Origin of the sequence: Ruegeria sp. HKCCD8929, assembly GCF_013031405.1 — a bacterium.
GTDB lineage: Bacteria > Pseudomonadota > Alphaproteobacteria > Rhodobacterales > Rhodobacteraceae > Ruegeria.
Genome location: NZ_WPZY01000014.1, coordinates 39,162 through 53,250, shown reverse-complemented (window position 1 = coordinate 53,250; position 14,089 = coordinate 39,162). Strand labels below are relative to the sequence as shown.

13 protein-coding genes are annotated in these 14,089 nt (G+C 59.4%); 5 read left to right on the top strand and 8 right to left on the bottom strand.

Translation table 11 applies throughout. The annotated features are described in order from the left end of the window. Positions 1-68: 68 nt before the first annotated feature. Positions 69-770 (bottom strand): hypothetical protein, encoded by a 702-nt coding sequence (locus tag GOX53_RS19115; RefSeq protein WP_171179166.1) that lies wholly within the window; start codon positions 768-770, stop codon positions 69-71. Beyond that, entirely contained in the window at positions 742-1,029 is a 288-nt protein-coding gene (locus GOX53_RS19110; protein WP_171179164.1) for a hypothetical protein, read from the bottom strand. Before GOX53_RS19110 ends, GOX53_RS19115 begins: the two co-directional genes overlap by 29 nt. 176 nt (positions 1,030-1,205) lie before the next feature. Here GOX53_RS19110 and GOX53_RS19105 point away from each other — a divergent pair, with 176 nt between their 5' ends. The 3 genes from GOX53_RS19105 to GOX53_RS19095 all read left to right on the top strand — a co-directional run bounded on the left by GOX53_RS19105 (position 1,206) and on the right by GOX53_RS19095 (position 3,606). Beyond that, complete coding sequence (locus GOX53_RS19105) at positions 1,206-1,670, top strand: hypothetical protein (RefSeq protein WP_171179163.1); 465 nt, start codon at positions 1,206-1,208, stop codon at positions 1,668-1,670. Positions 1,671-1,774: 104 nt separating this feature from the next. Next, entirely contained in the window at positions 1,775-2,392 is a 618-nt protein-coding gene (locus GOX53_RS19100; protein WP_171179161.1) for a ribonuclease HII, read from the top strand. 107 nt (positions 2,393-2,499) lie between these two features. Continuing rightward, complete coding sequence (locus tag GOX53_RS19095; RefSeq protein ID WP_171179159.1) at positions 2,500-3,606, top strand: site-specific DNA-methyltransferase; 1,107 nt, start codon at positions 2,500-2,502, stop codon at positions 3,604-3,606. Positions 3,607-3,889: 283 nt separating this feature from the next. On the opposite strand, the gene GOX53_RS19090 is transcribed toward GOX53_RS19095, so the two are convergent. Both GOX53_RS19090 and GOX53_RS19085 read right to left on the bottom strand, forming a co-directional pair. Continuing rightward, on the bottom strand, positions 3,890-4,591 hold the full coding sequence (locus GOX53_RS19090; RefSeq protein ID WP_171179157.1) for a hypothetical protein: 702 nt from the start codon (positions 4,589-4,591) through the stop codon (positions 3,890-3,892). Continuing rightward, entirely contained in the window at positions 4,584-5,027 is a 444-nt protein-coding gene (locus GOX53_RS19085; RefSeq protein WP_171179155.1) for an SRPBCC family protein, read from the bottom strand. Before GOX53_RS19085 ends, GOX53_RS19090 begins: the two co-directional genes overlap by 8 nt. A 150-nt stretch (positions 5,028-5,177) precedes the next feature. Here GOX53_RS19085 and GOX53_RS19080 point away from each other — a divergent pair, with 150 nt between their 5' ends. After that, a complete protein-coding gene (locus GOX53_RS19080) occupies positions 5,178-6,674 on the top strand; it encodes a trimethylamine methyltransferase family protein (RefSeq protein WP_171179153.1) in 1,497 nt (498 codons plus the stop codon). Next, a complete protein-coding gene (locus tag GOX53_RS19075) occupies positions 6,671-9,091 on the top strand; it encodes an FAD-dependent oxidoreductase (RefSeq protein ID WP_171179151.1) in 2,421 nt (806 codons plus the stop codon). The genes GOX53_RS19080 and GOX53_RS19075 overlap by 4 nt, the downstream gene beginning before the upstream one ends. A 140-nt stretch (positions 9,092-9,231) precedes the next feature. Here GOX53_RS19075 and GOX53_RS19070 read toward each other — a convergent pair whose 3' ends face one another. Genes GOX53_RS19070 through GOX53_RS19055 form a run of 4 tightly spaced genes read right to left on the bottom strand, consistent with a single transcriptional unit; the run spans position 9,232 to position 14,087 of the window. Beyond that, positions 9,232-10,236 carry a phosphotransferase enzyme family protein gene (locus GOX53_RS19070; RefSeq protein ID WP_371810363.1) on the bottom strand — a complete coding sequence of 335 codons (1,005 nt, stop codon included), beginning with the start codon at positions 10,234-10,236 and terminating at the stop codon, positions 9,232-9,234. Further along, positions 10,233-11,546, bottom strand: a complete 1,314-nt coding sequence (locus tag GOX53_RS19065; RefSeq protein WP_171179149.1) for an aspartate aminotransferase family protein — start codon at positions 11,544-11,546, stop codon at positions 10,233-10,235. The genes GOX53_RS19070 and GOX53_RS19065 overlap by 4 nt, the downstream gene beginning before the upstream one ends. Before the next feature lie 5 nt (positions 11,547-11,551). Next, positions 11,552-12,583 (bottom strand): GlxA family transcriptional regulator, encoded by a 1,032-nt coding sequence (locus GOX53_RS19060; protein ID WP_171179147.1) that lies wholly within the window; start codon positions 12,581-12,583, stop codon positions 11,552-11,554. A gap of 16 nt (positions 12,584-12,599) precedes the next feature. Continuing rightward, positions 12,600-14,087, bottom strand: coding sequence for an aldehyde dehydrogenase family protein (locus tag GOX53_RS19055; protein WP_171179145.1), 1,488 nt, complete (start codon positions 14,085-14,087; stop codon positions 12,600-12,602). Between the last annotated feature and the right edge of the window lie 2 nt (positions 14,088-14,089).

Below are 14,089 nucleotides of genomic sequence, written 5' to 3'. Positions count from 1 at the left end.
AGTGGATGGAAGGGTCAAATGGCAACACCAACGCAGGTTGCCGGCGGGCACTGCCAACGGTACAACCCTCAGATCATCTGGATGACATCCTTTTCGATGGCCAGCATGTACCCGCGGCGGGCGATGTTCTTGACGAGCAACTCACTGACCATCTGGTTGCCCAGCGTATCGCGCAGGCGCTTGATACGGGTGGCGCCTGCCGCCTCTTCGCAGTCCGAGGCGTCCTTGCCGGATATTGTCGCCTCGATCTCGGCACCCGACAGAACCTCGTCGTCAAGGCGTGCTTCGGCAAGAACCGAGAGCGTTTCAATCGCCGCCGCGGTCAGCTTGAAATCCATATTGTTGAGGTAAACGGTGTTCTCCTCTCGGCTGATCAGCAGCGAGGTTACCTGAATCCCGGTCCGCTCGATTTGCGCCATGCGCCGGTTCAGGGTGACGAGCATTACCAGAAACACCAGCGCGGCGACCATCATCGCGGTGGCAAAAACCAGCAAAACAAAAATCACCATCCGGTAGCTCGACAGCGTGTCGGCGAAGGCGGTGCCGGACTGCGCGAGGATTTCGAGCAGCTTGATCTCGGCCTGCGAGGTCAGGTCGTTTTCGATGAACACCCGCTCGACCCGCGCGTTAAATGCGTTGGCATCGGGGAGGGTCAGCAGCAGAAAGACCGCAGAGATTGCCAGGATCAAGACGATGACGGTGATCCCGGCACCGACCAGCCGTACTCCCGAACGCCGCGCCTCAGAAACGGAGATAGAATTTTCCGGCATTGGCCTTCCTCTTTTGCAGACCTTCAGGCCCAAAGACCGAAATCACGTTCAGCAGCGTCCAGCCGGCCGACCGCAAGCGCGCCGAAACCTCGGCCTTTGCGCCGCTGCGTGAACAATTCGACACCTGCATAACGCCATAGTGCAAACGCAGGGGCGAGTCCCGCTTTGCCTTGTAGTCGGCGTAGCATTCCGCCGACGCGGCTGCGGGCGAGAGCGATATCAGGGCCGCAAGGGCCAAAAAAGAGAGAAACTGTTTCATACGCTGCATCCTGCGCAGGGATGGTGGGATATTCAATAACCACAGGGCGTTGATCGTGATGATATCCGATAACACGGGGCCGATATTGCCTGTCTGACGGGGTCAGGACCAGGGTTGAGGCATATCCGGCGCGGTTCGAATGCGGATCGTACCACCCAAGTGAAAGGACATACCCCATGCACCGCAAATTTATTGCCCTTATTGTTTCGACCGCGATTGCGATTACCGGCCTCTCTGCGTCCCAGGCCCGCGCGGCCGATCCACACGACATTCTCGGCGGTCTGGCTGCCATCGCCATCCTTGGGGCGGCTATTCATCACTATGACAAGAAGCGTGATCGCGAGCGCGCAAGGCACGACTATCGTATTCGGGACTATCCTGATCCCGGCCCGGTTACCCGCCGCCCACTGCCGCCGCGCGTCGCACGGTACGACCTGCCGCAGCGTTGCCTGCGTACATTCAAGCGGTATTCACGTCATCATCCGCTGCTCGGGCAGAAATGCCTGAAACGGCACTACAGGCACACCAACAGCCTGCCGAAGTCCTGCAAGGTCGGGTTCTGGAATGGCGAACGCGTTCGCAAAGCCTATGAACCTCGCTGCCTTCGTCAGCACGGTTACCGAGTGGTCGGCGGTTACTGAGTTTCCGAGCAGGAGCGGCGCCACAGAAGCGCCGTGGGAGAGGGCGGTCAGACCGCCCTCTCTTTTTTCTTGATTTGGCGTGGGATTCGCGATTTGCCACTGGCATGACGACACCGAATTACGATCTGGAGCAGGCGTTGCGGGCGCGGGGATATGTTCGCATTGCGGGCGTGGACGAGGTGGGCCGGGGGCCGTTGGCCGGACCGGTCGCGGCGGCGGCGGTCATCCTTGATCCTGATCGCATTCCCGAGGGCCTGAACGATTCCAAGAAACTGACCGCCAAACGCCGCGAAGCATTGGATTTGGCTCTGCGGCAACAGGCTGAGGTTTCGGTGGGGCAGGCCAGCGTCGAAGAGATCGACGAGCTTAACATCCTGCGGGCTGCGCATCTGGCGATGGAGCGGGCCGTGGCCGCGTTGGACCCCGCGCCTGATTTCCTGCTGATCGACGGCAACATGATTCCCCGTGGTCTTGGTGTGCCCAGCCAGGCAGTGGTCAAGGGCGACACCCGGTCGGTTTCCATTGCGGCGGCCTCAATTGTGGCGAAAATATGGCGTGATCAAGTGATGGTGGATTTGGCGCAACAGCACCCCGGCTATGGCTGGGAGACGAATGCCGGTTATCCGTCCAAACACCACCGCGAAGCGCTCCGAAATCTTGGGGTGACCCCACATCATAGACGTTCGTTCAAACCGGTCCACAATATCTTGTATCAAGAGTAAATCGTAAGTAACTGATTCAAAAAAGAATTTGACCGCGAATCCGGTTTGACTCATCCTTGTCTCAACCAAATGAGCGCAAAAAGCGCCGTGGAACCTGAGGCAGTGAAATGACAACGACCAAGACCAAGGGCGCAGCAGCTGCGCTCCCTTTGAACACGATTCTTTCCGGTGACTGCATCGAAGTGATGAACAGTCTGCCTGCGGCGTCGGTCGATCTGATCTTTGCGGACCCGCCCTATAATCTGCAGCTCAAGGGCCAGTTGCACCGCCCGGATAATTCTCAGGTGGATGCGGTTGACGATCACTGGGATCAGTTTTCCAGCTTTGCGGTCTACGACAAGTTCACCCGCGACTGGTTGAAAGCGGCGCACCGGCTGCTGAAACCCAACGGCGCGATCTGGGTGATCGGGTCGTATCACAACATCTTCCGCGTGGGCTCGGCCCTGCAGGATGCGGGTTACTGGATTCTGAACGACGTGGTCTGGCGCAAGTCGAATCCGATGCCAAATTTCCGCGGCAAGCGGTTCACCAATGCTCATGAGACGATGATCTGGGCCAGCAAACAGGAAGGCGCGAAATACACGTTCAACTATGAGGCGCTGAAGGCCTTGAACGAGGGCGTGCAGATGCGGTCCGACTGGGTGCTGCCAATCTGTACAGGGCATGAGCGGCTCAAGGACGAAAATGGCGACAAGGCGCATCCGACGCAAAAGCCGGAATCGCTGTTGCACAGGGTGCTGATCGGCTCGACCAATCCGGGTGACGTAGTGCTGGACCCGTTCTTTGGCACCGGCACTACCGGAGCGGTTGCCAAGATGCTGGGCCGAGAATTCATCGGCATCGAGCGCGAGGAAAGCTACCGCAAGGTGGCCGAGAAGCGCATCGCCAAGATCCGCAAATTCGACCGCGAAGCGTTGGAGGTCAGTGCCTCGAAACGCGCCGAACCGCGTGTACCCTTCGGCCAGCTTGTCGAGCGCGGGATGCTGCGCCCGGGTGAAGAGCTTTATTCGATGAACCAGCGTCACAAGGCGAAGGTGCGCGCTGACGGCACCCTGGTTGGCGACAACGTTAAAGGCTCGATCCATCAGGTGGGCGCGCATCTGGAAAACGCCCCCTCTTGCAACGGCTGGACTTACTGGTGCTTCAAGCGCGACGGCAAGACGGTACCGATTGACGTGTTGCGCCAGCAGATCCGGTCCGAGATGCACAATTGACTAGCAGAACACCGCCGGTGCCTGTGGCCTGACACAAGGCACTAAACCTTGCCCCGCCGATCTCGGCGGGGCCTTTTTTTGTGAACAGCCTTCGAGTGCGACGGAGAAAGTCGTGAGGGTTCGATCTGTCATCGCGCTGACACGCGCTGGGGTATGAGGCGCGTGAGAAGTGTTCCTCCGTTGCACTTATTCTTGCCACGGGTCTGGACGTTGCCGAGTCCTTCTTAGTCGGCATTGGGTTGAGGATAAGTTTGAATTTTCCAAATGATGCGGCGTCGCTCGCCTAGTTGGAAAGCAGTGAGCCGTAGCCTTTAACAGCGTCGCTGATGCCGACTTTTCGCAATGTTTGCCAGTAAACCGCAGCGTTGCAGGCAACGATGGGTTTGCCGAGATCCGCCTCAAGTTCTTCTATCATCGACACAACCGGCAAAGCGGTCCCGACCTGAAGGATGGCGTCGCAATTCGAAGCGGCGACCTTGTGGAAAACGGCACGAATGTCATCGAGCGGTGTTTGGCAGATTTCCGGCAAGGACGGAGCGCAGGTTCCCGCGATGGCGACGACCTCAAAGCCGGCCGCCTCGGTATTGGCTTTCACGTTCTGGTCGATTTCCGGATTGAACGGCGTCACCACGGCCACTTTTTGGGCGCCTAACGCGCGAAGCGCCGCATAGTCGGCGGTCGAGGCGTTCAATACCGGTATACCGACCAGATCTTCCAGTTCAGCACAGCGGCGCGATAACCGTTCAACGCCGCCGGGGCCAGCGTCGGTGGTCAATCCGATGCACAGCGCTGCCGGATTGCAATCCATCAGCTTTTGCGCCTCGTCGGGCAGATCGTCCGAGACTTTGTCGCCACCCAACCGGAAGCGCTGCATCTGGTTAGTCACGCCGGGCGGGCGCAATAACTCGAGCTCGGGCTGAACGACGGTGTTCATTGCGGGCGTCATGACGCCGATAACGGCGCGGGGCGCGAGCGTGTCACTCATGTCTCTGTCCTTTCAGAAAGTCGTTCAACCCGGTCATGCCGCCGACATAGATCTGATCGCCGACAACCGCGGCCAATTCGGTTTCCTGACCCGCCTCGCAGTCAAACCGGCTCTCCCAGATGCCAAGCGTCTGGTTCGTGTGCGTGATCGGCACAAAGCGATGCGTGGAGACATAGTTGCGGACGGGCAGGGGGCTGTCGATGATGTCGTAGGTGTAGAACCGATCCAGATCCGAAAGCTCCAGAAGTGTTTCGCGAAACACCGTTCCATCCGAAATATCAAGATGGCGAATACTGCCCGGCGCGGTGGCTGAACCCGTCTCCATCGTGGCCTTTACAACCGCCGGGTTCCAGCTGGCGACGCCGTCAAAGGCCCGAACCGCGGACCAGACCGCGGCGACCGGGGCCTCAATGATCATGCTTCTGAAGACGTGCATGGTTGGCGGTTCTCCTTTGGTTTTAGCCAAGTAAAATCTACCAGAACCCTCACAGGCCAATGAAAAACGACCTCGCGGTGTCGTTTTTTCTACAGCAACCGACCCGCGCACCGCTTTCCCTGAACGGACGACACAAGATCGGAGCGGGTATTGGCCAGGCGGGCACGGATTATCCAGGAGTCACCCGGCATTCGGGTAACGCCGCCGCCTCAGGGGGGGCGCTTTCAGCAGCTTGGTCCGCAGCGGGTCACTCAGATCACCGAGGCGGCGTTTGCGATTCTCGAAACCGTCGGCATGGCCGATTGCCCTGCGGATATCGCTGATCTGGCCGTCGCGGCGGGTGCAAGGATGCGGGACGACGGTCGCTTGTGCTTTCCCCGAGCCATGGTGGAACACGCCATTGCGACGGCGATGCAGCGCGTGAACATTCCGGGATTTGAGGAAGATTTCGGCCTAACCATCGGTGGCGGACAGGTTCACATCGGCACGGGCGGTGCCGCCGTAGAAGTGCCGAACGGTGCGGGCGGGTTTCGGCAGGCGCATCTGGCGGATCTCTACCAGCTTATGCAGATCGTCGGGCGCGCGGAAAACGTCCACTATGGGGTTCGGCCCATTGTGGCTCGGGATATGGAGACGCCTTGGGACCTCGATGCAAATACAGCCTTTGCCTGTCTAAAGGCGTGTCCCAAGCCAATCGGCGTGAGTTTCGACAACGCGCATCATGTCGACCGCGTTGCGGCGATGTTCGATATTGCACTGGGGCAGGAGGGCGCGTTCCGGCGTCAGCCGTTTTGCATGGGGATCATCGTGCATGCGGTTTCGCCCCTGAGGTTTGCGCCCGAGGGCATCGAGATCATGAAAGCCGCCATCGGCGCCGGGATGCCGTTGCAAATCTGCACAGCGGCGCAGGCAGGTGCGACCAGCCCAGTGACGCTGGCCGGGGCGTTAGCGCAGGGGCTTGCCGAGGCCCTGGCGGGATTGATCGTCGCCAATCTGTTGCATCCCGGATTCCCCACAATCCTCGCCTTCATGCCTTTCATCAGTGATCTGCGCACGGGGGCGATGACCGGCGGCAGCGGCGAGGCGGCGGTTGCCAACGCGGCCGCTGCGCAGTTGCTGCTGAACCTTGGGCTTCCCTCGACCGTGTCCGCTGGGATGACGGATTCAAAGGTGCCAGATGCGCAGGCCGGGTATGAAAAGGGCTACACCGTTGCCCTGGCTGCACAAGCCGGAGCCGACATGATCAACCTTAGCGTTGGGATGCTCGGGTCGCTGATGGTTGCCTCGCCCGAGGCGCTGGTGATTGACGATGACATGTGCGGCGCGATCTTGCGCTCCGTTCGCGGGGTGGAACTGGCAGACGATGCGCTTGATCTCGAGATGATTGAGACCGTCGCCTGCGGGCCGGGTCACTATCTGGGTGAGGCGCAGACGCTGGCACGGATGAAAAGCGAATACGTCTACCCGTCGCTGGCCAACAGGCAAAGTGTTCAGGACTGGCAGGATGCGGGCAGCCCGGCGCTGATGGATCGGGCGCGGGCCAGGGTGGCCGAGATGACGGCCGAGCCCCCAACTCACCTGTCTAAGGACCGCGAGAGGGCCATTCGCGCAGCGTTCGACATCAAGCTTCCAAAGGACCCGGAATGAATACCCATAAGCGTGTCGTTGTGATTGGCGGTGGTGCCGTGGGATGCTCGATCCTGTATCATCTCGCCTTGGCAGGTGTGACGGACACCGTTCTGCTGGAAAGGGACGAGCTGACAAGCGGATCGACCTGGCACGCGGCGGGCAACATCCCGATCTATGCGACCTCGTGGCTGGGGATGAGGGCCGGAAATTACGGCTGGCGGCTTTACAAGGATCTCGCCGACAAGGTGGACAGTCCCATCACCTATCGTCACACCGGCGCCTTCTGGCCCGCGCATACGCCGGAGCGAATGGACCTGTTTGGCCATATCGAAGGCGTGGCCCAGAGCGCCGGGTTCGACTTGCACAGGCTGAGCCCCGGTGAGATGGATGCCATGCACCCGTTCTGGTCGCCCGACGATACCGTTCTGGGCGGAATCATGGACCCTTATGAGGGCGATATCGACCCCAGCCAGTTGACACAGGCGCTTGCCAAGGGCGCGCGCGATCTGGGCGCCCAGATCCGGCGATTTACTCCGGTGACCGGCATAACGCGAAAGCCCGGCGGCGAGTGGGAGGTTTCAACCACTGACGGATGCATCACGGCGGAAATCGTGATCAATGCAGCCGGGTTCTATGGTGCGAAAGTCGCAGAGATGGCCGGGCTGCAAACACCCGTGGTGACGCTGGAACATCAATATCTGGTAACGGAACCTCTGGTGGCGCTCGAAGAACACCCCGACCTGTTCCCTCTGGTGCGCGACCCGGATATCCGTTTTTACTTGCGGCGTGAGCGCAACGCCTTTTTGCTGGGCTCCTACGCCCATGCCGGACGGCCCGCTTGGTCAGAAAGCGGCCCGCCCGACGATTTCGCGCATCAGCTTTTCTCGGACAGTGTCGAGGATATTCTCGAAGTCCTTGAGGATACGATCATGCATGTTCCACTGTTGGCGCAGGCGGGCGCGCAGCGGTTCGTCAACGGCCCGATTGCCTATGCGCCCGATGCCTTACCGCTTGTCGGCCCGGCGGCAGGGGCGCCCAATTTCTACCACGCCACAGGTGTCCAGATCGGCATCACCCATTCCGCTGCCATCGGCAAGGCGATGGCCGAATGGATCACCGAAGGTGAGACCGAATGGGACCTTGCGGCCTGGGACCCGCGCCGCTTTGGAAATTGGGCGACACCCGACTATGCCCATGCCCGTGCGTCCGAGCACTACGATCTGCAATATGCCATTCCCTATCCGCACCGGAACATGGCGTCCGGACGACCGCTGCAACGCACTCCCCTGTATGCCCAACTCAAACAAACTGGTGCGGTCATGGGCCAAATCGGCGGATGGGAGCGGGCCTTCTGGTTCGAAACCGATGAAACGCCCGACACCGGAGAATTGAGCTTTCACGAAGAGCCCTGGCACGCCGCTGTGCGCAACGAATGCCTGACGGTCGCTCAATCCGTCGGCGTGATGGATCACGGGGGGTTCACCAAATTCACCGTCGAAGGGCACGGGGCCGAGGCCTATCTGGATCACCTGTTTTGCGGGGCGATGCCACACCCCGACCGCATCAAGCTAGGCTACATGCTGACCCCCAAGGGCCGCATCTGGTCCGAGGCGACAATTGCCCGGCTTTCGCATGACCGGTTCCTGCTCTGCGGGCCAACGCTGGCGAACTTGCGGGATTTCGACTGGCTGAACGCCGCGTTGCCCGGCGAGGGTGTCACCCTTTCCGTGGGCCACCCCAAAGACGGATGCCTGATGGTGATGGGTCCAAGATCGCGCGACGTACTGGCCCCGCTGTCCGAGGCTGATCTGTCGGCCGCCGCGGCCCCTTGGATGTCCGTCGTCGAAATCAGGGTCGCCGGCATCGATGTGATCGCGATGCGGGTTTCCTATGTGGGAGAGCTGGGATGGGAATTGCACGCATCCAGCGCCGACCTGCCTGAGCTCTATCGGGCGATCATGGATCAGGGGGCGAAATTCGGGATCGGGCAATTCGGCTCTTACGCATTGAACGCGATGCGTATCGAAAAGGGGTACCACGGTTGGGGATCGGACATCGGAACCGAATACACGCTTTTCGACGCTGGGCTGCAATCCTTCGCCAGGCCGCAAAAAGGCGCATTTCTGGGCCGTGAAGCCCTGCTTGAACAGACCGCAGAAGCATCCGAATGGGAATGGGTCGGTCTGGAAATCACGGACCCCTCTCCCTTGCCGCTGGCGTCCGAGCCGATACTGAAAAACCGGGCGGTCATAGGCTATGTCACGTCCGGAACTTACGGCGCCCGGACAGGTAAAACGCTTGCATTGGGCTTTGTGAAACGCGGGGTCCTTGCAATGGGTGAAGACTGCGATGTCAGTATTCTGGGCGAGCCTTTTGGAGCCAAAAGGCACCCGACCGTCCAATACGACCCGGAAAACGCTCGTCTGTTGGGTTAGCAATCACCTGAAATGCCGTTTGTCGACTTTTGAACGCTCAAAGATGATGCTTTGAACAATGGGTGTGGTTCACACACCATCCCCAAGGCACCTCGCAAGCAAGGAGAGACTTGCGGTCGCGAGGGTGATGCTTACACTCTTCAATAGCCAAGCGGTGGGATTGAGCCGGAACCGTCGTCTCGATGGTTAGCCTTACCTCGCGAAACTGGTCCGATCCCTTCAAGGTAGGCATCCACCATCGGCAGTGATGAGGACAAAAAGCGCTTCTGACGTGCCTTTGCGCCTGGCTCATCCATGCGAGTGATGATCCAGCCCAGATACGACAACGCACGCACGAGCATGAATTGCGGCAACAAGGTCGTGTCGAGCGGTCGCACGTCGCGGTAGCCATTCAGAAACGCTGTTTGCAAGTCACCGAAATCCGGTTCTGTGCGGTTTTTGAACAAAGCCGTTGCAACATCGAACAGCCTGAACCCAAAACCGCTATCGTCAAAGTCAATCAGACCCAAGTTATCCCCGTCGATCATAATGTTTTCGCGCAACATATCCGCGTGGATGAGGCCCAAATCCAAACCGTCATCTGAGAGTTCGGCCCGCAGACCGTCCCGCGCCGCCATGACACGGGCGCGCTCTGTGTCACTCAAGCCGGGGTTGTCCCAGAAGCGGTCCCAGAGTGGAGCGTCGCCCAAGAGACCGTCGATGTCCCAAGACTTCCGCTCAAAACCCTCGGGCAGGTCCCAATCGTCTGAAACCTGGTGAACCCGGGCCATCAGGCGGCCTACCCGCCGGAAGGTCCCAATCCGGTCAGGAAGATCCAGCGGCTTGCCCGTTTCTCCCATTGGGGTTCCGCTGAGCCAAGTCAGAAGGTCCGCCTGATATCCGCCGACCGCTCTCAGCAATGCTCCGTTGTCTGAGGGCAGTGGAGCGGGAACGTTCAAACCCTCCGCCCCCAGATGCTGCATCCAACCCAACTCAGATTTCATCATCTGAACCGATTGATATCCCGGGCGATGCAGGCGCAGCGCATATTGCGCCCCGGCGTGTTTCACTCGAAAGACAATATTCTCCCGTTGCGCAACAAGTGAGAGATGCGCGCCGTCGAGACCCCAGGATGAAAGGGCATTTTGTGCCGTCGCTTCGATCACGGGTGTAACTCCACCCGGCTCAAAACTCGATCAAGCGTGTGGATCAGAAGATTGGCATTCTCGCGCGTAAACTGCATGCTTGGGCGGATTTTGAGAACGTTGTAGTTGATGCCAAGGAAGTTGATCAAAACGCCTTCTTGGCGCATCTCGTTGACCAGCCGTTTGGTAAAGGCGGTGGCTGGCTCTTTTGTCTCGCGGTCCAGAACCATCTCGGCCCCAAAAAACAGGCCGGATCCGCGCACGTCGCCGATGCAGATATGACGTTCGGCCAGTTTGTGCAGCCGCTTGCAGGCATAAGCCCCCACATCATGTGCCTGTGCGACCAATCCTTCTTCTTCGAGCACATCCAATACCGCTTCGGCTGCAGCGCAGGAGACCGGGTTGCCGCCAAACGTGTTGAAGTACCGGAAGGAGTTGCGAAACTTCGCCATCACGTCCATCGAGGTAACCACACCCGCAACGGGGTGCCCATTGCCCATGGGCTTGCCCAAGGTGACCACATCCGGCGTCATACCGATGCGTTGATGGCCCCACATATGGCTGCCGATCCGGCCAAAGCCCGGCTGCACTTCGTCCGCGATGATGATCCCGCCTGCCCGGCGCACAACCTCGATGGCTGGATCAAGAAAGCCGCGTGCGAGATCAGGGAAACCTTCGTTGGCGAAGTAGGGGCAAATGATCAGTGCCGAAAAGCCATGGCCGCTGGTCTCAAGATCGTCGATTTGCGCCTGAATCGCCTGTGCGAAAGCGCGGGCATGCGCGTCGCCTGCCTCTCCTCCCAAGGGACGGTAGCTGTCCGGCGCGGGCACATGGCGTACATGGCTGCCATCCCCGGTGCCTGGGCGATTGGTCATCGAGAGCTGCGCCACGACGGTGGTATTGCCATGGTACGTGTGGTCAGTCGCGATCACACCCCGTTTGCCGGTCATCGCTTCAGCCATTCTGAGTGCGATGTCGTTGGCCTCTGACCCAGTGCAGGTCATGATCGCTGTCTTCAGAGGTTCATCGAAAGTCGCAGTCAGTTTTTCGACATATCGAATAATGCCTTCGTGAAGGTATCGTGTGTGTGTGTTCAGTTTCGCCGCCTGTCGGCAAATGGCCTCAACCACTTTGGGGTGGCAATGACCCACATGCGGCACGTTGTTGTAACAATCGAGATATTTGCGGCCCTGCGCATCCCAGACCCAAACTCCGTCACCCTTCACCAAATGCACGGGTTCTTCATAAAACGTGCTCATCTTTGGGCCGAGGAGGCGTTCCCTGGCCGAGATCAACTCTGCGTCTGAGCGTGTTGCGTGAAACTGGGTCATGTATTTTATTGCGTCCTGTTCGTGACTGCGTCCGCTGAAAACTGACTCTTGATGCATTGAGACGGGCGCACCCCATATTGCCGAGTGAAGGATTTGGAGAAATTCGCGACCGATCCAAACCCTGTTGCAATCGCGACATCCATCACGGACATGTTTGTTTGGTTCAGAAGATCGCGTGCCTTCTCGAGCCGCTTGCGCTTGATGAATTGCGTTGGTGGCATCCCCGTGATGCTGTTGAACGTCCGTTCGATCTGGCGGCGCGATATCCCAAATCGTTCGACAAGTTCGTCCACGGTCAGCCCTTCGATCCGGTTCTCATCAATGGCCTGAACCACCGACAGGAACATTGGGTTGCGTGTGTTGTACCGAACCGATGCGCTGAGCCTTTGTGGCGTGTCAGGAGGGCGAGGAGCCTGCCCGAGCAGGAAATCTGCGACCTTCAAGGACACACGGTCATGCGTATCCCGAGCGACCAAGGACATCATCATATCAGATGTGGATTGGCCGCCCGCACAAGTCACAAGCCCTGAGACTTCTGTGAAAATCGACGAAGCCCGAACCAAGTCCGGGTACCGTTCCTCGAAAGCTGCCTGAATGCTCCAATGCACCGTAAAAGGGCGCCGCCGCAGGACTCCCGCTTCGATAACAGCAACCGCTGAGGTCCCGATGCAGCCCAACAGCGCGTTTTCATGGCGTTCCCGGTGGCGCAGCCAATTCGAAAGTGCCGTGTCGATGTGAGCCCATGGGTCGTCGAATGAGAGAATGAAACACCGCGCGTCGCTGCGAATGTCCGCCAACGCACCATCCACCGAACTCAGGCTGCCATTGGCGCTTTCCACCGGTCCTCCGTGAACGGAGTACACGTTGTAGTCATAGACCGTCCGTCCGCATATCCGATTGGTCGCGGCAAGCGGTGCAACTGCAGCGGCAAGGTCTAAGAAACTGAAGCCCGGGACGAGGATGAACGCGCACGATATTGGGCGTGTTGCCTTGCCAACAGGGAAATCCGGTGCGATGGAACTGTTGATCTTATTCAAAGACCCCTCCTGAACGTCAGAGTTTGAACCACGCCGTCTTGAGGTCGAAGTACTTTTCGAATGCGTGCAGGGACTTGTCGTGCCCGTTGCCTGACTGCTTAACGCCACCCATGGGAACGGTGACATCGGGACCACCATAGGTGTTCACATGTACCACGCCCGTGCGCATTTCGCGCACCATGCGATGAGCGCGAGAGAGGTCTGACGTCCAGACACCGCCTGCAAGCCCATAGTCGGTGCTGTTGGCGAGCCGTATGGCGTCGCCTTCATCTTCAAATGGCGTGACTGCCAGCACCGGGCCGAACACTTCTTTCTGCGCAACGGTATGGTCCTCTGCCACATCGGTGATGATCGTGGGCTCCATGAAGTACCCGCCGGTGTCTTGGAGGATCTGATTGCCGCCATGATAGAGCGTGCCGCCCTCGGCCTGTGCCGTTTCAACGAAAGCAAGATTTTGCGCCAGTTGAGTGGGGTTGTTCACTGCGCCAGCCTGTGTCGTTAGATCAAGCGGATCGCCTACTCGTATGGCCGCCGCGGCCTTTGCCAACTCCGCGACGAAGTCATCATGGATGGAGCGTTCGACCAGCAAGCGCGACCCAGCCACACAGACCTGCCCCGAGTTGCGGAAGATACCTGCGGCGCTGACGGCTGCGGCCTCAGACAGGTTCTTTGTGTCTGCAAAGACGACATTCGCCGACTTGCCACCCAGTTCGAGATAGCAGCGCTTCATGTTCGACGCGGCTGAGGCCTGCAAAAGCCTACGACCGGTTGCGCCGGAACCAGTGAACACGATCACGTCGACATCCATGGAATGCGACAGCGTCTCGCCGACGATTTTCCCTTCGCCCGTCACGACGTTGAGCACACCGGGGGGCAGACCGGCCTCAAGCGCCAGTTCCGCCATACGGATCAGAGAAAGCGACGCTGTTTCCGACGGTTTCAAGACAACGGAGTTGCCTGCGGCGAGGGCAGGGCCCAGTTTCCAGGCACCGATCATCAACGGGAAGTTCCAGGGGATGATTGCGGCCACCACGCCAACAGCTTCCTTGTGGATCAGCCCCATAACGTCATCGGCTGTTGGGGCAATCTCGCCATAAACTTTGTCGATGGCCTCTGCATAAAAGCGGATCGTAGCAATGGCTGAGCCAGGTTCGGCTTTCAGGGCCATACCAATCTCGGTGCCGTTGTTGCGAACACCCAGGACGGCCAAGTCCAGCATATTTTCTTCCAGCAAGTCCGCCCATCTGAGCATGATCTTTTTCCGGGCCGCAGGCGGCATCCCGCGCCAGCGCTTATCATCAAACGCCCGGCGCGCCGCTTGTATCGCCCGTTCGGTATCTTCCCTGGTGCCTGCCGGGGTCGTGGTCAGCAACGCTCCGTTCAGCGGCGATATGACGTCATCTGTCGCCCCAGAGGCGCTTTGGCACAATTCCCCGTCGATCAGAAGGTTCTGCGGCGGGATTGGCTTGTCGCGTAGCGCATCAATTTGAGACTGGTCCGTCACGG